The sequence below is a fragment of the Bacillus sp. 3G2 genome, assembly GCF_044324725.1.
In the GTDB taxonomy this organism is placed as follows: domain Bacteria; phylum Bacillota; class Bacilli; order Bacillales; family Bacillaceae_G; genus Bacillus_A; species Bacillus_A mobilis.
The window spans coordinates 4,263,585-4,285,822 of the sequence record NZ_CP172246.1 but is presented as its reverse complement, the minus strand read 5'-3'; the positions used below and the strand labels follow the sequence as shown (position 1 = coordinate 4,285,822).

Annotated in this window: 24 protein-coding genes; 14 read left to right on the top strand and 10 right to left on the bottom strand. The window is 35.8% G+C overall.

Annotated features, from left to right (window positions below; translation table 11 throughout):
* Window positions 1-74: 74 nt before the first annotated feature.
* The 4 genes from etfB (at window position 75) to uvrC (ending at window position 4,321) form a co-directional block, all read left to right on the top strand.
* Complete coding sequence (gene etfB / locus ACHZK0_RS21985; protein ID WP_001029031.1) at window positions 75-848, top strand: electron transfer flavoprotein subunit beta; 774 nt, start codon at window positions 75-77, stop codon at window positions 846-848.
* Between the two features lie 36 nt (window positions 849-884).
* Entirely contained in the window at window positions 885-1,862 is a 978-nt protein-coding gene (etfA, locus tag ACHZK0_RS21980) for an electron transfer flavoprotein subunit alpha (RefSeq protein ID WP_061677092.1), read from the top strand.
* Window positions 1,863-2,073: 211 nt separating this feature from the next.
* Window positions 2,074-2,388: a thioredoxin gene (gene trxA, locus ACHZK0_RS21975; protein WP_001018946.1), complete on the top strand. Its 315-nt coding sequence runs from the start codon at window positions 2,074-2,076 to the stop codon at window positions 2,386-2,388.
* 148 nt (window positions 2,389-2,536) lie between these two features.
* Window positions 2,537-4,321 (top strand): excinuclease ABC subunit C, encoded by a 1,785-nt coding sequence (gene uvrC, locus ACHZK0_RS21970; RefSeq protein WP_061677093.1) that lies wholly within the window; start codon window positions 2,537-2,539, stop codon window positions 4,319-4,321.
* Between the two features lie 114 nt (window positions 4,322-4,435).
* On the opposite strand, the gene ACHZK0_RS21965 is transcribed toward uvrC, so the two are convergent.
* Window positions 4,436-4,885 (bottom strand): YslB family protein, encoded by a 450-nt coding sequence (locus ACHZK0_RS21965; RefSeq protein WP_000042227.1) that lies wholly within the window; start codon window positions 4,883-4,885, stop codon window positions 4,436-4,438.
* Window positions 4,886-5,185: 300 nt separating this feature from the next.
* Between ACHZK0_RS21965 and sdhC the strand changes: the two genes are divergently transcribed.
* The 4 genes from sdhC (at window position 5,186) to ACHZK0_RS21945 (ending at window position 8,912) form a co-directional block, all read left to right on the top strand.
* On the top strand, window positions 5,186-5,812 hold the full coding sequence (gene sdhC, locus ACHZK0_RS21960; protein ID WP_000678354.1) for a succinate dehydrogenase cytochrome B558: 627 nt from the start codon (window positions 5,186-5,188) through the stop codon (window positions 5,810-5,812).
* A 13-nt stretch (window positions 5,813-5,825) separates the two neighbouring features.
* Entirely contained in the window at window positions 5,826-7,619 is a 1,794-nt protein-coding gene (sdhA, locus tag ACHZK0_RS21955; RefSeq protein ID WP_000676747.1) for a succinate dehydrogenase flavoprotein subunit, read from the top strand.
* On the top strand, window positions 7,612-8,373 hold the full coding sequence (gene sdhB / locus ACHZK0_RS21950) for a succinate dehydrogenase iron-sulfur subunit (protein WP_001291830.1): 762 nt from the start codon (window positions 7,612-7,614) through the stop codon (window positions 8,371-8,373). The genes sdhA and sdhB overlap by 8 nt, the downstream gene beginning before the upstream one ends.
* Window positions 8,374-8,465: 92 nt before the next feature.
* Window positions 8,466-8,912, top strand: coding sequence for an acyl-CoA thioesterase (locus ACHZK0_RS21945; RefSeq protein WP_000822734.1), 447 nt, complete (start codon window positions 8,466-8,468; stop codon window positions 8,910-8,912).
* 36 nt (window positions 8,913-8,948) lie between these two features.
* Here ACHZK0_RS21945 and ACHZK0_RS21940 read toward each other — a convergent pair whose 3' ends face one another.
* Entirely contained in the window at window positions 8,949-9,728 is a 780-nt protein-coding gene (locus ACHZK0_RS21940) for a M15 family metallopeptidase (RefSeq protein ID WP_088097912.1), read from the bottom strand.
* Window positions 9,729-9,992: 264 nt separating this feature from the next.
* Between ACHZK0_RS21940 and motA the strand changes: the two genes are divergently transcribed.
* Complete coding sequence (gene motA / locus ACHZK0_RS21935) at window positions 9,993-10,787, top strand: flagellar motor stator protein MotA (RefSeq protein ID WP_395760869.1); 795 nt, start codon at window positions 9,993-9,995, stop codon at window positions 10,785-10,787.
* Complete coding sequence (motB, locus tag ACHZK0_RS21930; protein WP_016080148.1) at window positions 10,777-11,565, top strand: flagellar motor protein MotB; 789 nt, start codon at window positions 10,777-10,779, stop codon at window positions 11,563-11,565. Before motA ends, motB begins: the two co-directional genes overlap by 11 nt.
* A 26-nt stretch (window positions 11,566-11,591) precedes the next feature.
* Here motB and ACHZK0_RS21925 read toward each other — a convergent pair whose 3' ends face one another.
* A complete protein-coding gene (locus ACHZK0_RS21925; RefSeq protein ID WP_395760868.1) occupies window positions 11,592-12,419 on the bottom strand; it encodes a 5'-nucleotidase, lipoprotein e(P4) family in 828 nt (275 codons plus the stop codon).
* 343 nt (window positions 12,420-12,762) lie between these two features.
* Here ACHZK0_RS21925 and ACHZK0_RS21920 point away from each other — a divergent pair, with 343 nt between their 5' ends.
* From ACHZK0_RS21920 to ACHZK0_RS21910, 3 genes are all read left to right on the top strand, one after another.
* Entirely contained in the window at window positions 12,763-13,647 is an 885-nt protein-coding gene (locus ACHZK0_RS21920; protein WP_270339854.1) for an ABC transporter ATP-binding protein, read from the top strand.
* 2 nt (window positions 13,648-13,649) lie between these two features.
* Window positions 13,650-14,876, top strand: a complete 1,227-nt coding sequence (locus ACHZK0_RS21915) for an ABC transporter permease (RefSeq protein ID WP_262742300.1) — start codon at window positions 13,650-13,652, stop codon at window positions 14,874-14,876.
* Between the two features lie 118 nt (window positions 14,877-14,994).
* Window positions 14,995-15,426, top strand: coding sequence for an Rrf2 family transcriptional regulator (locus ACHZK0_RS21910; RefSeq protein WP_000512998.1), 432 nt, complete (start codon window positions 14,995-14,997; stop codon window positions 15,424-15,426).
* A gap of 59 nt (window positions 15,427-15,485) precedes the next feature.
* Here ACHZK0_RS21910 and ACHZK0_RS21905 read toward each other — a convergent pair whose 3' ends face one another.
* On the bottom strand, window positions 15,486-16,151 hold the full coding sequence (locus ACHZK0_RS21905; RefSeq protein WP_000913204.1) for an MIP/aquaporin family protein: 666 nt from the start codon (window positions 16,149-16,151) through the stop codon (window positions 15,486-15,488).
* Between the two features lie 142 nt (window positions 16,152-16,293).
* Window positions 16,294-17,259, bottom strand: coding sequence for a multidrug resistance efflux transporter family protein (locus ACHZK0_RS21900; RefSeq protein ID WP_088028312.1), 966 nt, complete (start codon window positions 17,257-17,259; stop codon window positions 16,294-16,296).
* Between the two features lie 100 nt (window positions 17,260-17,359).
* On the opposite strand from ACHZK0_RS21900, the gene ACHZK0_RS21895 reads away from it, so the two are divergent.
* A complete protein-coding gene (locus tag ACHZK0_RS21895) occupies window positions 17,360-17,932 on the top strand; it encodes a helix-turn-helix domain-containing protein (protein WP_063261301.1) in 573 nt (190 codons plus the stop codon).
* A 65-nt stretch (window positions 17,933-17,997) separates the two neighbouring features.
* On the opposite strand, the gene ACHZK0_RS21890 is transcribed toward ACHZK0_RS21895, so the two are convergent.
* The 5 genes from ACHZK0_RS21890 to ACHZK0_RS21870 form a co-directional block, all read right to left on the bottom strand.
* Window positions 17,998-18,183, bottom strand: a complete 186-nt coding sequence (locus ACHZK0_RS21890) for a PspC domain-containing protein (RefSeq protein WP_000044337.1) — start codon at window positions 18,181-18,183, stop codon at window positions 17,998-18,000.
* A 236-nt stretch (window positions 18,184-18,419) separates the two neighbouring features.
* Window positions 18,420-19,715: a sodium:solute symporter gene (locus ACHZK0_RS21885; RefSeq protein ID WP_395760867.1), complete on the bottom strand. Its 1,296-nt coding sequence runs from the start codon at window positions 19,713-19,715 to the stop codon at window positions 18,420-18,422.
* Window positions 19,716-19,718: 3 nt separating this feature from the next.
* Complete coding sequence (locus tag ACHZK0_RS21880) at window positions 19,719-20,414, bottom strand: response regulator transcription factor (RefSeq protein ID WP_071720569.1); 696 nt, start codon at window positions 20,412-20,414, stop codon at window positions 19,719-19,721.
* The gene (locus ACHZK0_RS21875) at window positions 20,411-21,184 is read right to left on the bottom strand and encodes a sensor histidine kinase (protein ID WP_395760866.1); all 774 of its coding nucleotides are present in this window, start codon (window positions 21,182-21,184) and stop codon (window positions 20,411-20,413) included. The genes ACHZK0_RS21880 and ACHZK0_RS21875 overlap by 4 nt, the downstream gene beginning before the upstream one ends.
* A 69-nt stretch (window positions 21,185-21,253) precedes the next feature.
* The gene (locus tag ACHZK0_RS21870; protein WP_262742296.1) at window positions 21,254-22,237 is read right to left on the bottom strand and encodes an ABC transporter ATP-binding protein; all 984 of its coding nucleotides are present in this window, start codon (window positions 22,235-22,237) and stop codon (window positions 21,254-21,256) included.
* Window position 22,238 lies beyond the last annotated feature (1 nt).

Sequence of the window (22,238 nt, the reverse complement as noted above, 5' to 3'; positions counted from 1 at the left end):
ATTATTTTTTTCATATAAATTAACAGAAAATTAGAATTGATAGAATCTTTCTGAAAAACAAGGGGGTAAATGGAATGAACATCTACGTACTCATGAAACGAACATTTGATACAGAAGAAAAAATCGTAATTAAAAACGGTGCAATTTACGATGGCGAAGCGGAATTCATCATCAACCCTTACGACGAATATGCGATTGAAGAAGCAATTCAAGTAAGAGACGCACAAGGTGGCGAAGTTACTGTTGTAACAGTCGGTGGCGAAGATAGTGAGAAAGAACTTCGTACGGCATTAGCGATGGGCTGCGATAAAGCGGTATTAATTAATATTGAAGATGACGTTGAAAATGGTGACCAGTTCACGACAGCAAAAGTACTTGCTGAATATTTAAAAGATAAAGATGCAGATTTAATTTTAGGTGGGAACGTTGCAATTGATGGTGCATCTGGACAAGTTGGTCCACGCGTAGCAGAAGCGTTAAATATTCCATACGTAACGACAATTACAAAACTTGAAATTGACGGTACGAATGTGAAAATTGAGCGTGATGTTGAAGGTGATACGGAAGTAATTGAAACTTCTTTACCAGTTTTAGTAACAGCACAACAAGGTTTAAATGAACCGCGTTATCCATCGCTTCCAGGTATTATGAAAGCGAAGAAAAAGCCACTAGAAGAAGTAGAATTAGATGATTTAGATTTAGAAGAAGATGATGTGGAAGCAAAGACAAAAACAATTGAAATCTATTTGCCTCCTAAGAAAGATGCAGGAAAAGTGTTACAAGGCGAGCTGCAAGATCAAGTAAAAGAACTTGTATCGTTGCTCCATACAGAAGCGAAAGTAATCTAATAAAATACGAAATTATATATGCAGGAGGGAAAATCTATGGCTCGTAAAGTATTGGTAATGGGTGAAGTTCGTGATGGATCGCTACGTAACGTTTCGTTTGAAGCGGTAGCAGCAGCAAAAACAATTGCAGAAGGCGGTGAAGTAGTAGGTCTTCTAGTTGGAGACAGCGTTGCCTCTTTTGCAAATGAATTGATTCATTACGGTGCAGATCGCGTTGTGACAGTTGAAAATGATAAATTAAAATCATATACATCTGATGGATATGCACAAGCATTTTTAGCTGTATATGCTGAAGAAAAGCCAGAAGGTATTGTATTTGGACATACAGCACTTGGTAAAGATTTATCACCAAAATTAGCAGCGAAACTTGAAGCTGGTCTAGTTTCTGACGTAACTGCTTTAGAAGTTGAAGGTGGAAATGTTATCTTCACTCGTCCAATCTACTCTGGTAAAGCATTTGAGAAGAAGATTGTAACAGACGGTATCTTATTTGCGACAGTGCGTCCAAATAACATTGCAACGCTTGAAAAAGATGAGTCTCGCAGTGGTGACGTATCTTCTATTACAGTAGATGTGAAAGACCTACGTACAATCATTCAAGATGTCGTCCGTAAAACTGCAGAAGGTGTTGATCTTTCTGAAGCGAAAGTTATTATCGCTGGCGGACGCGGTGTGAAGAGTGAAGAAGGATTCAAGCCATTAAAAGAGTTAGCTGACGTATTAGGCGGCGCTGTTGGAGCATCTCGTGGTGCTTGTGACGCTGAGTATTGCGATTACTCATTACAAATTGGTCAAACTGGTAAAGTTGTTACGCCAGACTTATACATTGCATGCGGTATTTCTGGTGCGATTCAGCATTTAGCTGGTATGTCTAACTCGAAAATAATCGTTGCGATTAATAAAGATCCAGAAGCAAGCATCTTCAAAGTAGCTGACTATGGTATTGTTGGCGATTTATTTGAAGTCTTACCTCTTTTAACAGAAGAGTTTAAAAAGTTAAAAGTACATTCATGATTTGAGTACCCTTGAGTTCCAAGTGAAGTACCCCTATATATAGAAAAAGGTGAGAGATCCCCTGTCTCTCATCTTTTTAGTATGTAATCCGTATTTTTATATAGTATAAAGGAACACTTTTTTGTTACAATACATAACGATACATATTATTCGCCACGTATATAAGTTAATGATATACTCTTGGTAGAATATACTTGAAGGAGGAAATAAAATGGCAATTGTAAACGCAAATGACCAAAGCTTCGCATCTGAAACTAGCGAAGGTGTTGTATTATTAGATTTCTGGGCACCATGGTGTGGACCTTGTAAAATGATCGCTCCTGTATTAGAGGAAATTGATGCAGAACTAGGCGAAAAAGTAAAAGTAGTAAAAGTAGACGTGGATGAAAACCAAGAAACTGCTCGTCAATTCGAAGTAATGAGCATTCCAGCTCTTTTCGTATTAAAAGACGGTAAAGTAGTTGATCAAGCGTTAGGTTACAAACCGAAAGAAGCGTTAGTAGAATTAGTTTCTAAACACTTTTAAAATAAAGGAGCTGCCATTTGGCAGCTTTTTTTATTTTCCTTTTTTACACCTTTCCGTTACAATGAAAGAACGTATGTTGGGTGTTTTGGCATAGTATGTTTTCATGTGAAAATAAAAATGCTAAGCATGTAGAAATGGAGGGTGACGAGTGCACGAACATTTAAAAGAGAAGCTGGCTATTTTACCAGATCAACCTGGTTGTTATTTAATGAAAGATAAGCAAGGAACGGTTATATATGTCGGAAAGGCAAAAGTGCTTAAAAATCGTGTGCGCTCGTACTTTACTGGTTCACATGATGGAAAAACACTTCGGCTTGTAGGAGAAATTGTAGATTTTGAATATATTGTAACCTCCTCAAATCTAGAGGCTCTCATTTTAGAGTTAAATTTAATAAAAAAACATGATCCAAAATATAATATTCAATTAAAAGACGATAAAACATATCCTTTTATTAAAATTACAGCTGAAAAACAGCCGCGATTACTCATTACGCGAAACGTAAAAAAGGATAAAGGAAAGTATTTTGGGCCTTATCCGAATGCACAATCAGCTCATGAAACGAAAAAATTGCTAGATCGTATGTATCCGCTTCGTAAGTGTTCAAATATGCCCGATAAAGTTTGCTTATATTATCATATGGGTCAATGTTTAGCACCGTGTGTGAAAGAAGTGACGGAAGAACAAAACAAAGAAATTGTAGATGAAATTATTAAGTTTTTAAATGGTGGACATAAAGAAGTTCGTTCAGAATTAGAAACAAAGATGTATGAAGCTTCAGAGAAACTAGAATTTGAACGTGCAAAAGAGTTACGAGATCAAATTGCGCATATCGATGCGATTATGGAAAAACAAAAGATGATCATGAGTGACTTAGTGGATCGTGATGTGTTTGGATATGCAGTTGATAAAGGATGGATGTGTGTTCAAGTTTTCTTCGTTCGAAAAGGAAAGCTAATTGAACGTGACGTTTCTATGTTTCCAATTTACGATGAACCAGAAGAGGGATTTTTAACGTTTATTGGTCAATTTTATGAGAACAGCAGTCATTTTAAGCCGAAGGAAGTTGTCGTTCCAGGAAGTATAGACTCAGAGTTAGTAGAGCGCTTTTTAGAAGTGGAAGCGACACAGCCGAAACGTGGTAAGAAAAAAGATCTTGTAGAATTAGCAAATAAAAATGCGAAGATTGCTCTTGAAGAGAAATTCTACTTAATTGAACGTGATGAAGAGCGAACGATTAAAGCGGTAGATCAGTTAGGAAAGCAGCTTGGGATTGAAACACCTTATCGTATTGAGGCGTTTGATAACTCGAATATTCAAGGGACGAATCCTGTTTCTGCAATGATTGCTTTTATCGATGGGAAACCAGCTAAGAAAGAATACAGGAAATATAAAATTAAAACGGTTCAAGGACCAGATGATTATGAGTCTATGAGAGAAGTTGTGAGACGCCGTTATACAAGGGCACTGAAAGAGAGTTTGCCTTTACCAGATTTAATCATTATTGATGGTGGAAAAGGTCACCTGGCAGCTGTAAGTGATGTTCTAGAAAATGAACTCGGTTTATATATTCCGATGGCAGGTCTTGTAAAAGATGACAAACATAAAACCTCCCATTTAATTATTGGAGATCCACCGGAACCTGTGATGCTTGAGCGAAATAGCCAAGAATTTTATTTATTGCAGCGCATTCAAGATGAAGTGCATCGATTTGCGATTACATTTCATCGTCAATTACACGGGAAATCTGTTATTCAATCAGCACTGGATGATATTCCAGGAATCGGTGATAAACGGAAAAAGGTATTGTTAAAACATTTTGGTTCATTAAAGAAGATGAAGGAAGCTTCTGTAGCTGAATTTGTCGAAGCAGGTATGCCGAAAAATGTCGCAGAAACGATTTATACTTATTTAGCGGATAAGAAGACGTTGTAGTTTACAACGTCTTCTATTTTTTGGTATAATTTCTGAAGATTTAAAATAAATGTAACTGAATGAAAATACAAAAAAGTCAACTAAACTTATATGTCTAGTTGACTGTAGGTAATGCTACACTTCAATGAGATCTTTTATATCCCATTTCACAAGAAATGTAATAGAGTCTGAACGTTTTTTCTTTTCTTCATAGGACTCTGCAACGACGTTTCGTTGTTTTTGAATTTGTTCAGCGATAAATCCAGCTTCTAATTGATAAGAAGAATGTCTGTTTTGTTTTTGGCGTTCAGCGATGAGTGTGCCTTTAAGTTGGAACTGCATTTCACGACGCTTATGTTCAATAATGCTTAAAGTGCCCCAGCCAGCTTTTTCGAAGAACTGAATGACTTCTTCAGTTGTTTCTAGTGGATATTTTCTTGCAAGGTTTCTACCGGACCAGTATAAAATACCATCTAAATCGTTACCGATTAAATCAGGTAGTAATTCTTCACGTAGCAATTCATAAGCGAAGGCGTTCAATGAAACATCTTCTAAAGATGTTGTATCGATTGTATTTTTACTCACAATATTCCCCTCTTTCTATAGGGATTATTATATAACATTTCTCATTTATAAAAACAGATTTTTCTTTGGGAAAATCTGAATATATAAGAAGAAAAAAAGAATTGGCAAATTATATGCAAATTATGTATACGTTTTCTTGACGCTTCGACAAAAATAGGAGTAAAATGAACTTGGTATCAAATTATGCTGAAATATTTCGAATAATTTTTTCAGTTTTTCTTATGCCAATAGTGAAAAAACATTATTGTTGTAAACTAATCTGAAAACAGCAGTCAAACATTCAAGGGGGGTAATGGGGACATGAAAGGCCGCGAGTATACGTTTCGTAAGTGGCACTCATTAATGGGGGTCATCCCGGTTGGTGTCTTTTTGACGCAACATTTAATTGTAAACAACTTTGCAACACGAGGAGCAGAGGCTTTTAACAAAGCTGCAGGCTTTATGGAGCTCCTTCCATTCCGGTACGCGCTAGAGATTTTCATCATCTTTTTACCGATACTGTACCATGCTATATATGGCTTATATATTGCATTTACAGCTAAGAACAATGCGGTTTCTTACGGTTATTTCCGTAACTGGATGTTCGTCTTCCAAAGAATTTCAGGTATCGTTACACTGATTTTCATTTCTTGGCACGTCTGGGAAACTCGTATTCAAGCAATGTTAGGTAAAGAGGTAAACTATGATATGATGGCAGATATTTTAAACAATCCAGCTATGTTTGCATTCTACTTAGTCGGTGTTGTTTCAACAATTTTCCACTTTGCAAATGGACTATGGACATTCTGCATCAGCTGGGGAATTACAGTATCTCCACGTTCACAAAGAATCTCTACTTATGTAACATTAGCTATTTTCTTAGGTCTATCTTATGTAGGTGTGAGTGCATTATTAGCGTTCATCGATCCACAGCTAGCAAACCAGTAAGGAGTGGGAGAGCATGAAAGGGAAACTTATAGTAGTCGGCGGTGGCTTGGCTGGCTTAATGGCAACGATTAAAGCGGCGGAAGCAGGAGTAAATGTTGAACTGTTTTCTTTAGTACCAGTAAAACGTTCGCATTCTGTATGTGCCCAAGGTGGAATTAACGGTGCCGTAAATACGAAAGGTGAAGGGGATTCTCCATGGATCCACTTTGACGATACAATTTATGGTGGGGACTTCTTAGCGAACCAACCACCAGTTAAAGCAATGTGTGAAGCAGCACCTGGTATCATTCATTTAATGGACCGTATGGGTGTTATGTTCAACCGTACGGAAGAAGGACTTCTTGATTTCCGTCGTTTTGGTGGAACACAACATCACCGTACAGCATTTGCTGGTGCAACAACTGGACAGCAATTACTATACGCGTTAGATGAGCAAGTACGTCGTCACGAAGTAGCAGGACTTGTAACGAAATACGAGGGTTGGGATTTCTTACGAGCTGTTGTGGATGACGAAGGTGTGTGCCGAGGAATCGTTGCACAAGACTTACAAACAATGGAGATTAAAAGTTTCCAAGCTGATGCCGTGATTATGGCAACAGGGGGCCCTGGTATCATCTTTGGAAAATCAACTAACTCTATTATTAATACAGGTACAGCAGCTTCTGCTGTATATCAACAAGGCGCATATTATGCAAACGGTGAGTTCATTCAAATTCATCCAACGGCAATTCCTGGGGACGATAAATTACGTCTTATGAGTGAATCTGCACGTGGTGAAGGTGGCCGTGTTTGGACATATAAAGATGGTAAACCATGGTACTTCCTAGAAGAAAAATATCCGGCTTACGGAAACCTTGTACCTCGTGATATTGCAACGCGTGAAATCTTTGACGTTTGCGTAGAGCAAAAACTAGGTATTAACGGTGAAAACATGGTGTACTTAGATCTTTCTCATAAAGATCCGAAAGAATTAGATATTAAACTTGGTGGAATTATTGAAATCTATGAGAAGTTTACAGGTGATGATCCTCGTAAACTACCAATGAAAATCTTCCCAGCAGTTCACTATTCAATGGGCGGGCTATGGGTTGATTATAAGCAGATGACAAGTATTCCAGGTTTATTTGCAGCAGGTGAGTGTGATTATTCTATGCACGGTGGTAACCGTCTTGGTGCTAACTCACTATTATCAGCAATTTACGGTGGTATGGTAGCAGGACCGAACGCGATTGAGTATATGAAAGGTCTTTCTAAATCATCTGATGCTGTTTCATCTACTGTATATGAACAAAATGAATTAATCGAAACAGAGAAATTTAACAATATTTTAACGCTCGATGGTAACGAAAATGCGTATGTTCTTCATAAAGAGCTTGGAGAATGGATGACAGATAACGTTACAGTAGTTCGTGAAAATAAAAAGTTATTAGAAACAGATGCAAAAATTGAAGAGCTAATGGCTCGTTACAAACGCATTAACATTAACGATACAGCAAGATGGAGTAACCAAGGTGCTTCATTTACACGCCAACTTGCGAATATGTTTGAGTTAGCACGTGTTATTACAATTGGAGCATATAACCGTAATGAGAGCCGCGGGGCGCATTACAAACCTGAATTCCCAAATCGTGATGATGCAAACTTCTTAAAAACTACGATGGCGAAATTTGAAGGAGAAGGAAATGCACCAGCATTCCATTACGAAGACGTGGATGTTTCCTTAATTAAACCACGTAAACGTGACTATTCTTCAAAACATGATGTAGCTGCTAAGGGTGAAGAGAAGGGGGATAAGCAACATGTCTGAGAAAACAATCCGCCTCATCATAACGAGACAAGATGGACCAGATGCACAAGAGTTTGACCAAGAGTTCGAAATTCCATATCGTCCAAATATGAACATTATTTCGGCACTGATGGAAATTCGTCGTAATCCGGTTGATTCAAAAGGAAACCAGACGACTCCGATTGCATGGGATATGAACTGTTTAGAGGAAGTATGTGGCGCATGTTCAATGGTGATTAACGGAAAACCACGTCAATCATGTACAGCTCTTATTGATCAGTTAGAACAACCAATTCGCTTAAAGCCGATGAAGACATTCCCAGTTGTACGTGACTTACAAGTTGACCGTAGTCGCATGTTTAACGCTCTAAAACGCGTTAAAGCTTGGATTCCAATTGATGGTACGTATGACTTAGGACCAGGACCAAGAATGCCTGAGAAGAAACGTCAATGGGCTTATGAGCTTTCAAAATGTATGACATGTGGTGTTTGCTTAGAGTCATGTCCAAACGTAAATAGTAAATCAGACTTTATTGGACCAGCACCGTTATCACAAGCTCGTTTATTCAACTCACATCCAACAGGTGAAATGCATAAAGCAGATCGCTTACGTGCAATTATGGGAGATGGAGGACTGGCAAACTGTGGTAACTCTCAAAACTGTGTGCAATCATGTCCAAAGGGTATTCCATTAACAACTTCAATTGCGGCATTAAACCGTGATACAACAATTCAATCGTTCAAAGATTTCTTTGGTAGCGACAATAACTATTAATAAATATTGCCTCTTCATGTTGAAGAGGCAATATTTATAACTTTATTTTTCTGTTTATTCTGTTTGTTTTAAGGCGAAAAGGAGAGGGAACAATGAAGAGAATTTCTTATATTGAAGACTTTGAGCAATGGGAAAGTGGTTTTTCATTTTATAATCCTGTAAAAGTTCGTTTTGGTGAAGTAGATATGTTTGGACATGTAAATAATGTCGTTGCCTTTACTTATTTTGAAGAAGCACGTATCGCATTGTTTAAAGAACTTGGATTTATGCAAGAATGGACGCATGCATCATCAGAAACAATGATCGTTGTTGCAGATTTACAATGCAATTTTATTAAGCAAATATATTTTGATGAACAGTTGAAAGTATATGTAAAAGCGGGTTCGGTTGGGAATTCTTCTTTAGATTTGCATTATATGGTGAAGAATGCAGCAGGAGAAGTTTGTTTAGTTGGTCGTGGAATGATGGTTCAAGCATCGAAAAAAACGGGAAGAGGCGAACCATGGCCTGAAGAGTGGAAGAAAAAATTACTACAATGATAGAGTGAAAGAAAAATAAGAGAGCAATTTGCTCTCTTATTTTTTGTCTTCCATCGCTTCTTCTAATGTTAAATGATGTTTATATATGTATGTAGCGTATGGATTGCCAACGTAGCGCAAATGCCACGGTTCGTATGCATATTCTGTTGTTTCTGTTTTATCTTCTAAATAACGAATGACAAAGCCAAATTCATGGGCATGTTTTGCAACCCATTTTCCTTCGGCTGTCTCTCCGAAAATAGGCTCTAATTGGAATTTAGCAGATTTTGAACTAATATCCATTGCTAAACCAGTTTGATGTTCACTCGTACCAGGAATGGCACTTACTGAATCAGCTTCAGCTTTTCCTTGACGTCTAACGTATGTATCATGTAATGATTTTTGGCGTTTGTAGGAACGATAACCAGATACAGCTGTAAGTTCGAGTCCTTCTTTCTTTGCCGCTTCAAACATATTTTCAAGCGCATCTGCAGCATCTTTACGCAGCAATGTTTTTTCCTTATCTTTTGGACTAGTAAATGGTACGTTCGGTCTTGTTAAGTCTTCAGGTGTGTATCCGTCTGGTAGTTTTCGGTGTTTATTAACTAAGACAAGATTAGACTCTGGATTTGTTACAACGGAAAAATCATTGTCTAGTTTCTTTGCATTATGATCAGCTTTTGGAAAAGCAGGAATCTCTTCTTTTTGGTGATTACTATGCTGTTGACTTTCGACAGCTTTCGCCCCATTTTGTAGTGGTGATTTAGAACCAAAGTAAGCGAAAGAAGTGATACCGATTACAATAGTAGCGGCAGAAATAATGATTATTTTTTTCATGATGCCTTGTAATCACAGTCCTTTCTTCATAAAATATGTATTGTTTTTATTATAAGTCTAGTTTGTTGAAAAAGAAATATAAGAGTCGTAACGTAATAGAAATGCAAAGAAAATGTCAGAAAATGTGTGAAATTGTAGTATTTTTTCATTTAATTCATTTCTTATCTTTCATGAAATGAATTTTTTATGTAATATATATACATAAGAAGATGTAGCGATTATCGAGAATAAAGAACTTCTTGTATAGACTAGGAGTGAATGGGAATGGATTTTGCAACAATTATTGGACTTATTTTAGGATTTGTAGCAGTGGTAGTAGGGATGGTCGTCAAGGGCGCTGACGTAAATGCCTTATTGAATCCTGCCGCAGCATTAATTATTTTTATCGGTACATTTGCTGCAGTATGTATAGCATTTCCGATGAATCAACTAAAAAGGGTTCCAAAATTATTTAAAGTTCTTTTTAGTTCAAATAAAAAGGATTTAAGTTATGAACAGTTGCTAGAATTGTTTGTTCATTGGACATCAGAAAGTAGAAAATACGGTATTTTGTCTTTAGAGCAACAATTAGACAAAATTCAAGATGAATTTCTTTTGCGTGGTATGAAATTTGTGATTGATGGCGTATCCGCAGAAGATCTAGAGCAAATTTTAGAAGCTGAATTAGAAGCAATTGAAGAAAGGCATGCAAAAGGAGCGGCAATTTTTTCACAAGCTGGTACATATGCACCGACATTAGGGGTTTTAGGTGCTGTTATTGGTCTTGTAGCTGCACTTGGTAATTTAACTGATATTGAAAAGTTAGGTCATGCTATTTCGGGTGCGTTTATTGCAACGATTTTTGGTATTTTTTCAGGCTATGTATTATGGCATCCATTTGCAAATAAGTTAAAGCAAAAATCTGCAGCTGAAATCGAGAAAAAACGTTTAATCATTGATTGTTTATTAATGTTACAAGAAGGTACATATCCGTTTATTATGAAGAACCGCATTTTAGGTTCACTTTCTGCAACTGAGCGTAAAAAGCTAGAAAAAGGAGCAGAAAAAAATGCGGAGTAAGAAAAATAGAAGAGGCAAAAAGAAAAAACATGATGAGCATATCGACGAAACTTGGTTAATTCCCTATTCTGATATGTTAACGTTGTTATTTGCATTGTTCATCGTTTTATTCGCAATGAGTAGTATAGATGCTGCGAAGTTCAAACAGATGGCGGTAGCGTTTCGAAGTGAACTAGCAGGTGGAACAGGAAATAAAGAATTTTTGAGTGATCAGAAGCCGAATGAAGAGAAAGAGTTATCGGCAAGTAGCCTTGAGGCAGAACAAGCAAAAAAACAAGAAGAAGCTAGAGCGAAAGAAAAAAAAGAGATGGATGAATTGAAAGCATTACAAAAAAAGATTGATCAATATATTAATGAAAAACAATTATCCTCTTCTTTTCAAACTAAATTAACTGAAAAGGGATTAATGGTGACAATATTAGAGAATATACTGTTTGATTCGGGGAAAGCAGATGTGAAATTAGAATCTTTAGGGATTGCAAAAGAGATGTCTAGCTTACTTGTTTCAGCGTCACCTCGTGAAATTACAGTATCGGGTCATACGGATAATGTCCCTATTGCCAATGCGCAGTTTGCGTCAAACTGGGAATTAAGTACGCAGCGGGCGGTTAATTTTATGCAAGTATTACTGCAAAATAAAGAATTACAACCAGAAAAATTTAGTGCGATTGGTTACGGAGAATACCGTTCGATTGCTCCAAATGATACACAAGAAGGAAAGGCAAAGAATAGACGTGTGGAAGTATTTATCTTGCCTTTAACAGAGAAAGCAAAATAAAAGAGGATGGCGAATGCCATCCTCTTTTATTTTGCATCGAATGATTTTAAGTTGTCGCGACGGATTTTATCTTTTTCTGCATCTGATTTTTTGAAATCATAATCATATAAAGCGCCTTCCCAATCACCATACATCGGATTCGGGAAAATAATAAATTTCTCACCAAATTGTGCTTTTGAATCTGCGACTGCTTGATTTCGATCTTTTACAGATTTTCCATCAAAACCAGTGAAATCAGATAAGTTATCGCCGAAGAATAAGACGATATCATGTGTTTGCGAAACGAGTTCACGGCGTTTTTCTTTTCCTTTTTCTTTCGGATCTTGTAGTAATATATGTTCTTTCGTTGCTTGAGGAGCACCTACACGCTCAAGATTTTTAATTGTTGCATCTAGTTGGTTCGTTTTACGATTTGAGATGTAGTAAATATCTACACCTTTAGATTCTGTATATTTTAAGAAATCAATTGCGCCTGGAAGAGCTTCAGCTTCCGCCTTATTAATCCAGTCATCCCATTTGTAAGGATAGCCTTTTCCTGTCTTTACACTCATTGCTTGATGAGGACTGTTATCTAAAACAGTTTCATCTAAATCCAGTACGATAGCAGGTTTTTTCTCTGTCCCTTTTGCAAGAATTGCATCGAGCTTTAATTGACCGATATTGTATCCTTGGTAGTAAAGTGCTTTCGTCTCACCAGCTGTTTGATACCATAAATCAGCCATTAATTGCTGGTCTGTTAATTTTGCCTTCTCTTCTTTCGCCACAGTTTTCTCTTGTGTTCCTGAACATGCTACAAGCGATGTAGATAGAACTGCTACAGATAATAAAGTGGTAATGCTCCTCTTCATCTTCATATGTATCCTCCTCGATGTTAGAAAATCAGTTAATATTATATATCGAAAAATAATATTTTTTGTATGAACATTTGCATATTGTCTTTTGTATATATAGTAGTATGTCCTATATTAGAAAGATGAGAAAAATGTTGGGAATCATTTTGACAAGTTTTATTGTCGAAATGACAATTATAATTGACAAATAAAACAATATTATTTACAATTTTAACTAAATAGAACAAATGATGGATTAAGGCGGTGCTACATATTAAAAGGATGAAGCGTAGTGCTATATTTTATCCTGCATAAACATAGTCTTTGAAAGAGAGTATGAATGATACTAAAGGGGAGGCTTTATACTTTGAGTTTACAAATTCAAAACTTAACGAAACTATTTGGAGAATCAAAAGCAGTTAACGGCTTGCAAATTTCGTTACCTAAAGGTGAAGTACTAGGATTACTTGGGCGAAATGGTGCAGGGAAAACAACGACAATCAAAATGCTTCTCGGATTATTAACGCCTAATGAAGGCTCTATTACATGGGATGGAAAATCATTTGGGACTAGTGGGGTAACAATTGGATATTTACCAGAAGAAAGAGGTTTATATACAAAAAGTAGAGTAATAGACCAGTTGCGATATTTTGGTAGATTAGAAGGAATGACGAAAAAAGAAGTAGACCTTGCTATTGATCACTGGTTAGATCGATTGGCAATACCGGAATATAAATTTAAAACGGCAGGAGAGCTTTCAAAAGGGAACCAGCAAAAAATCCAATTAATTGCTGCTCTTCTTCATAATCCTGAACTTCTCATTTTAGATGAACCGTTTAGCGGACTAGACCCAGTTAATGCTGGAATGTTAGCTAGCATTATTGAAGAACAAGTGCAGAGCGGAAAAACCATTATTTTATCTAGTCATCGTATGGAACAAGTAGAGGCTTTTTGCCAACATGTATGTATTTTGAAAAAAGGCGAAGCAGTCGTAAAAGGCCAATTAAGTGATATTAAAAAAGAATACGGTTTCCGTAATTTAACGATTGAAGATACAGAAGAGAATGAGAAGGGATTAGAAGCTATACATGTATTGTATGAAAAACAACAAGGCCTTCTTTATGTGCAAGTACAAGATGATGCAGAAGCTCTAAAGATTTTACAACAGTTGCAAGAACAAGGTATTACCTTACGACAATTTAAAATGTTAGAGCCGACGTTAAACGAAATCTTTGTAGAGAGGGCGAAATAACGATGCGTAAATTTTCTCACGTATTTTCATTTTATTTTAGGGAATCATTTTTATCTAAAAGATCATTAATTACGAGTGCGATTTTGTTTTTAATTGTATTTGGGATTTTTGCATTTAATCATTTTACTTCAAGTAATGATAAAAATAAGGATAAAGATAAAATTGCAGTTGTAGTAGAGAGTTCTACATATAAAATACAAAAAGAAGAGTTAAATAAGTTACTACCATCAGCTAAATTAACAATTGGTTCAAAAGAAGATTTTAATAAACTACATAAACAAGTAGAAGAAGGCGATTTAGACGGTTTATTCCGTGTGACTGAAAAGAATGGAGTTCCAGAAGTTACGTATATGTTTAATGGGTTCCCTAGTGAAACAACTTCTACAATTATGGCTAGTTATTTAAAAGCGCAATATACGGCAGTAACAATTGCTACACATAATGTTTCACCGGAAATTGCACAACAATTGCAAACTGAAATCTCAGTGAAACAAGAAGCGATTAAAGATCGTTCTGCTTCTTTCGGAATTGCCTATTTCTTTACATTTGCTTTGTATATGTTTATTGTCATGTTCGGAAGCACAATTGCGATGAATATTGCTTCTGAAAAAGCTTCTCGTGTTATGGAAGTCATGATTCCGAAAGTAAAACCGCTTACGATGATGTATGCGAAAATTTTAGCGGTTGTTTCAACGGCGTTATTACAACTTGTCATATTGGCATGTGGTTACCTAGTTCCTTGGTTACTAGGATGGGTGGATTTAGAAAATGGTTCCTTATTTGGATTGCCAATTGATTTTACAAAGTTAGATGCACAAGTTATCGGTATGTTCCTCATTTATTTTGTTACAGGATATTTCCTCTATGCGATGATGTATGCAGCGGCTGGTGCGGTTGTTTCTAAGACTGAGGATTTACAAGGTGTAATGATACCAGTATCGATTTTAATAATGGCAGCATTGTTTATAAGTCTTAAATCGCTAGGTGATCCAAATAGTACGATTGTTGTTGTAAGTTCTTACGTTCCATTCTTTACCCCAATGGTCACATTCTCACGCTTTGTAGCTGGTGAGACGGGTATGTTAGAAATTACGATAACACTGCTAGTTCTTTTAGCGACAATCGGCATATTAAGTGCTGTTACAAGCCGTATTTACGTAAACGGTGTAATGAATTACTCAGATAAAGTGAAATTTAAAGATTTAGCGAAGTTTATAAAGCGTCAATAATGAGAGAAAAGTATGATTTCCTATTGGAATCATGCTTTTTCTTTATGTATAAATTAAAAATAGTATATAATAATAAGAGTCGTCTTTTAATAGAATGAATACAAAGGAGGGTGTGCAGATGGGGATTAGTAGTCGTTTTACAGTAGGTGTTCATATGTTAACGTTACTTGCGATAGATCGAAACTCTCGCTGTACCTCTGAATGGATTGCTGGTAGTGTGAATACAAATCCAGTTGTGATTCGTCGCATTACAGGAATGTTGAAGAGAGCAGGACTTGTTGATGTACAAGCTGGTAAAGGTGGTACGACACTTGCTCGTGATTTAGAAGAAATTACATTACTTGATGTATATAAAGCAGTGGAAGTTGTAGAAGAAGGACAGCTATTTTCCTTCCATGAAAATCCCAACATTGAATGTCCAGTAGGAGCTAATATTCAGTCAGTATTAGAAATTATTTTAATGCAAGCGCAAGAAGCGATGGAAAACGTACTTGCAAATGTAACAGTAGATCAATTAGTTACAAACTTAAAGTCTAAAATGAAAGAGTAAAAAAGCGAGCATCCTCATAATGAGGGCTCGCCTTTTTTTATTCAGAAATATTGAAAGTTCTATTTTTCAGTATTTAAAATAAATTTACCAACAATAGCTGCTACGATACCACCAAGAATTGGTGCAACGATGAATACCCATAGTTGAGAAAGTGCTTCTCCGCCAGCGAATAAAGCTGGTGCGATACTACGAGCTGGGTTAACAGAAGTTCCTGTTAACGGAATTCCTAATAAGTGAACTAAAACTAATGTGAAACCAATTACTAATCCTGCCAGAGAAGAACTTCCTTTTTTACCTGTTACAGCAACGATAACTAAAATGAATACGAAAGTTAAAATGAATTCAACTAGAAATGCTCCAGATAAACCAAGAGTTCCAAAACCATTTTGTCCTAAATTATCTAAAGGTGTTTTAGCAGAGCGTAAAATCGTTACTAACGTTGCAGTTCCTAATAAACCACCTAAAATTTGAGCTAATACATAATAACAAAGTTCCATAGCGTTCATTCTTTTGTTGATGAACATAGCTACCGATACTGCTGGGTTAATGTGACATCCAGAAATTGTTCCGATGCTATATGCCATAGCCACAATAGATAGACCGAAAGCCATAGCGATTCCTAATGTTCCAATTCCTTCAATTCCGCCGCCAATGACAGCTACTCCAGTTCCGAATAATACAAGTACAAATGTACCAATAAATTCAGCGATTGCTTTTTTTAACATAATTTACCTCCTAATATTGCGCATGAAACGTATTATAACATAGGTTTTAGTATAAACAGCTAATGAAATACTATTCTGATAAGGCGAAATAGGGGGACAATAAAAAAGAGTATGGTTCTTTGTTAGAGAACCATACTCTTTTTTATGCTGTTTTTTTCTGCTTAACGATTGGAACAGATCGATTTAAAATGCTATTTGCAACCATTCCTAACATAATAATAATCATTCCAAGTAGGGAAAGGCCACCAGGGAATGAACCATTCAAGAAAACAATTTCGCCAAGCACGGTAAAGACCATCGTTCCAGCTTGCGTTGCTTCAACAGCTCCAAGTAGGGCGAGGTTATCTTTTGCTAAGTCAGTAGCAAAGAAAAATGTCATCGTTGCAATTACGCCAGAACATAATGCTAACAAAAAGCCTTGCAGCATTTGGCTTGATGTTGGAATACCGGTAGTAGAAAATCCATATATACCAAGTAAAATTGTTATAGGAAGACTGCCTATTGCCATTCCTAATACGCGTTGGAACGTATCGAGACGGCCGCCAACAAGCTCCATCATTTTTCGGTTGCCGAATGGATATAAGAAAGCAGCCACTACGACAGGTAAAAATCCTGAAATAAACTGAGTCATTGTAATATGACCTGCTGCAGTCGCTTGCATACAAATTACACCAAGTAAAATAAATAATGCAACATATAAACTACGAAGTGGAATTTTTCCGCGTACAAGTTTTGTTCCTGATTTCGTTTCTATTTTAACGAAGAACAATGGCGATAAGAGTAATCCTGCTAATATCGTAACTTGCCAAGTTCCAGCAACGAGCCACGCTGGAGAAAAGACAGCTGCAAAACTTAATAAAGAATAGAATCCAATACCAGCAACGGAACCCCATCCAATCCACGCTAATGGATGTTTCTTTAATTCTTCCCATAAACCCCTTAAGTTTTTGCGAAATAAAACGATAAGGAATAAAATAGGGAGAGCGAATAAAAAACGGAAGGAAGCTGTCCAAGCCCAGCTCGTTCCAGATACATTCATCGCTCTATTAATAATAAAGGTTGCGGAAAAAAAGGCTGATGATAAAAGGCCTAATAAAATTGCGCGCATGAAGTATAGCACTCCTTTCTGAATTTGATAATTATGTATAGTATAATATACTTAAAAATAATAAAAGTAAACTATTTTATACTTTAAGGTGGTTTTATAGATGAAAGAACATGAAGATATGCAAACGAAAGAGGTCATTCAGCAAGTAGGTCAGTTATTAAGACAAATTCGAAATGAACAAAAATTAAGTTTAGAAGAATTAGCCCAAAAAACAGGAGTGAGTAAATTAACATTAGGAAAGATTGAAAGAGGCGAAACGAATCCGACGTTAGCTGTCATTTGGAAAATAACGAAAGGGTTATCGATTCCTTTATCGAGATTGATGGTTGTTGGAGAACCTGTAGCTGTTGCGCGCTGCGGAGAAGGATTTGCAGTAGATGTGGGACAAGCATGGCATTTAGAAACGATGTTCCGTTATACGAAAGAAACAGGAATGGAAATGCATCGTGCTTGTTTAAGGGCGAATAGCATATATGAACCAGAAGCTCATCATGAAGGTGCTATTGAGCTTGTAACGGTAATGAAAGGGAAAGTATCGATTCAAGTGGAAAACGATGTATACGAATTGAATGAGTTTGACTCTATTCAATTTGAAGCGAACAAAAAACATAGTTATAGAAATGAAGAAGATGAAGTTGCAGTATTGCATTTAACGATGAAATATTCTTCATAAAAAAATCACCTATAGAATTCTATAGGTGATTTTTTATATTTCGATTAAGTATATGCAGGATGCCACTAGTATGAACGTGGCATAAGTAATAAACAAATAAAATAAACTAAAAAACCAGTCCCAAAACATAAAACAGCAATAACCCAAAGTATGCGAATGAGGGTAGAGCTAATATCAAAATATTCCCCTAAACCACCGCATATACCAAATAGCATTTTATCAGTTTCGGATTTACATAACCTTTTTGACATCTTCCAATCCACTCCTTTTTTAGCAAGCTATATACATCTATTCTATATGGAAATTTATGAGAAGACTATGCGGTTGTATTACAATTTTTTTGTAAAGTGATCTATGTTTTACAATTCAGATACGGGGTTATATAAACAATGAATTTAATTTATAGTGTAGTCCAATGGTTTTTGATAAAAGTAAAAAGGCCTTGGGTAGCAAAGCTAAACCACCAAAAGGGCCTCATATTATTGTTTCATTTGTAGTTCAATTGTCGGTGTACCCAATGTGAAAACCTATAAAAAATACTTAGTGAAAGAGTAACCGCTATACTAACCCAAATGCTTGTTAAAGGATTGATTAAGAAGTAAGTTACATAACCGGTAAGGGTACCAATAATCGAAATGATTGGTATAATGATGCTTATTTTTTGTTTACTAAAAATAAGGAATAATATTGTGATGATAAGAGATGTATAAAGAATACCAAAGAAAAAAATAATTTCTAAAATAGTATAGTTTGTAGTAATTGTAATGAAAAAAGCTGAAAATCCGATAGTTATAGAAATAAAATGAGTTGTATATAATTTGAAATTAATTTTTGTACGTATCATCGGTATAAAATCTCGAATGAGTTTAGTAAATCCATGCATCCAAGAAATAAAACTGGAAGTTATTGCGCTTAAAGAGCCGATAACGAGTAGATAAAATAAAATGGTAAATTCTATTTTTTTAGGAAGCTGAGCTAGAAGATCGTATAAATGATCTAAGCTCCCACTAAAGATAACTATCATAATTAGAGAAGCGAACGCCAAAGGGATAGTAATCCATATAAATCCTGATAGTAAAAAAGTCGGAATGATTTTTTTAGGATGAATGCGGAAAGCTTTATCCCAAGATGCAGGGCTTATTAATACTCTTCCTGTTTCGATGAGAATGCCGGCAGTAAGAAAATATATTCCATTTATATTTTCATAAAATAGCAGATAAGGGTGATATAAGCGAATTCCATCGTATACATGGGTAATGCCATCTTGTACAAAAAAATAAATTGGAATAATAATCATAGTAGAAAACATTAATACAGTTTGCATAATAGCCATTTTAGTGAATAGTTTAGCGTTACTTAACATTACAAATATTGTACAAAGGGTAATGAAAAGTAAAGAGCCCAATGTATATGGAATATGGAAAAAAACATTAAGTAAAATACTAGCAACTTTCGTTTGAATGAACATACTTTCTATACTTAATAGAACAAGGAAAGAGCATACAATTATATATCCTTTGTGAGAAAGTTTATATAATAAGTAATCGTGAATGGATTCGCCCTCTGGGAATGTAGAACGTATTTTTTTTATTAAAATCCCCAATAAAATAAGAGTGAAAGGGCCAATCATAGCGTAAAGAATACCAGCGATTAGCCCATAATTGATAATAGATTCAGGTAACGCGAGCGTCGATATACTTGCGACCCATTTAGATAATAAAAGAACAGTCCCAGTTCCGATACCTAATTGTAATGGTGTGAAAGCAGAGTTGTTTTTCGTCACAATTTATCCCTCGCCTCTATATTCTTTCGGAGTCATTCCGGTCATTTTACGAAAAACAGTACTGAAATAATGCTGACTATTAAAACCAGATCGTTCAGAAATTTGAGAGATACACCAATGTGGGTGTTCCGTTAAATATTTCTGTGACATTTCAATCCGATATTGCATGATATATCCGGAAAATGAAATACCTACTTCTTCATGAAACCTCCGGCTTAAATAAGTCGGATTTGTATGTACTTTAGTTGCAATGTCTGCTAAGTGTAGTTTGTCATGAAAAGTTTCATGGATGATGTCTAATGTATCTTGAATAATACGTGAGTAGGAAGGAGTATGGGAATCTCCTTTGTATTTTTGTAATATATCGATGAGTTCCTTTTCTATAATTGGCTTTGTTATGTAGTCAATGACGCCTAGACGAATAGATTGTTTTGCATAATCGAAATTTTGATATGCGGTTACGATGATGATATCCAAGTTAGCGTTATTATGTTTTAATTTTTCACCTAGTTGTAGGCCAGACATGCCTGGAAGGTGGATATCTAAAAGTGCCAAATGAATTGGGAATTTTTCATTTATAGCTAAAGCTTCATCCGCATCTAAAGCTAGGTGTAGTGTCCAATTAGGGAACTGACGGTGGATAAGAAATTCTAATTGTTCCAGTTCTAGTGGTTCGTCATCTACTAATAGTACGTTCATTTTTGTACTACCTCCTCTGTGTTTTTTTCTGTGATGAAAGGCCATGTGATTTCAACTTTCGTGCCGTTCTCTTTTGTAGAAAGTAAAGAGAACGTAGTTTGTTCTTGAAAGAATAACTGAAATCGTTGTTTTATATTTTCAAGTCCGTATCCACTTTCTTCCGTATGGGAAGTAAATGGTTCGTTTTGAGTACCGTTGTCGGATACTAGAAGTGTAATTCGGTTATTTGTATTGTATAGATGAATATTTAAAATTGCTTGACCAGCTTTTTTTTCTAGCCCATGTTTAAAGGAATTCTCAACTAACGTTTGAATAACGAAAGGTGGAATATAAGCATTGTGTAAATCTTCAGAAGAAGTAATGCTTACTGAAAGTCTCGAGCGAAATCGCATTTTTTGAATCTCAATATAATAATTTGTATAGGCCAGTTCTTCAGAGATAGGAATTAATAAATCAGTTGTTTTATATTTTCCTTTTAAAAATAGAGAAAAGATCTCGAGTGATTTGACAACTTCATCTGTTCTCTGTAGACGAGCTAAGCTTAAAATTGTATTTAATGTATTGAATAAAAAATGAGGTTGAATTTGTTGAGTGAGTTGATGATATAAAGACTGTTGCAATTCTCGTTCCAGTGCTATTTTTTTCTTTTCACTTTCTAGTAAGTCGATTCGTTTTTCAAAAATAAATAAAAATAATAAAATAATAGCTCCAAAAATTGGAGCTAAGACAAGTATAGTTATTAATACGGCAAATGCTTCATAAGTTAACATACATACCTCAATCTTGTTTTTTTATATTATACTAAAGTATTGTAAATATTTCTATTATTCAGATTAAGATTAGATAATATGACAGGCTACTTTGTGATCATCACTTACAGATTGAAAACTTGGTTGCTCTGTTGCACATTTTTCAATTGCGTAGGGGCAACGAGTATGAAAACGGCATCCTTTTGGCGGGTTTAGAGGAGAGGGAAGGTCTCCTTTAAGTTCAATACGCTCTTTTTTCGTTCCTGCACTAATGGTAGGAATTGCTGAGAGAAGCGCTTTTGTGTAAGGGTGTTGCGGATTGTTGAAAAGAGAATGTTTATCGGCAATTTCCACAATGGTACCAAGATACATTACAATAATGCGGTCCGATATGTGACGAACAACAGCTAAATCGTGAGAGATGAATAAATATGTTAATCCATATTGTTGCTGCAACTGCTTTAACAAATTTAAAACTTGTGCTTGCACTGAAACATCTAAGGCGGAGACGGCCTCGTCACAAATGATGAGTTTGGGATTAACAGCTAAAGCGCGTGCGATTCCGATTCTTTGTCGTTGTCCACCACTGAATTCATGTGGATAGCGCTTCACTGCATCGGGTGGAAGACCAACTTTGCCAAGCAACTCAATAACCTTTGCTTTTCTTTCTCCTTTTGGACATACATTTTGAATGGCCATAGCTTCTTCTAAAATATTGCCTACTGTTTGTCTAGGGTTTAAAGAAGCAAAGGGATCTTGAAAAATTACTTGTAAATCCTTTCGAACTTTTCTCATTGCTGATTTATTTAATTCTAGTAAATTTTTATCTTGAAATATGATATTTCCACTTGTTGCTTTATCAAGGCGTAATATTGCACGCCCGGTGGTGGACTTCCCGCAACCAGATTCCCCAACAATACTGACAGTTTCCTGTTCGTAAATTGTAAAGCTAATATCGTCAACTGCTTTAATAAAGCTAATAGAGCGTCCTAGAATTCCTTTTTTTATAGGGAAGTATTGTTTTAAATTTTGTACTTGTAATAACTCTCGTTTGCTTATTTGCGTAGTAGACATT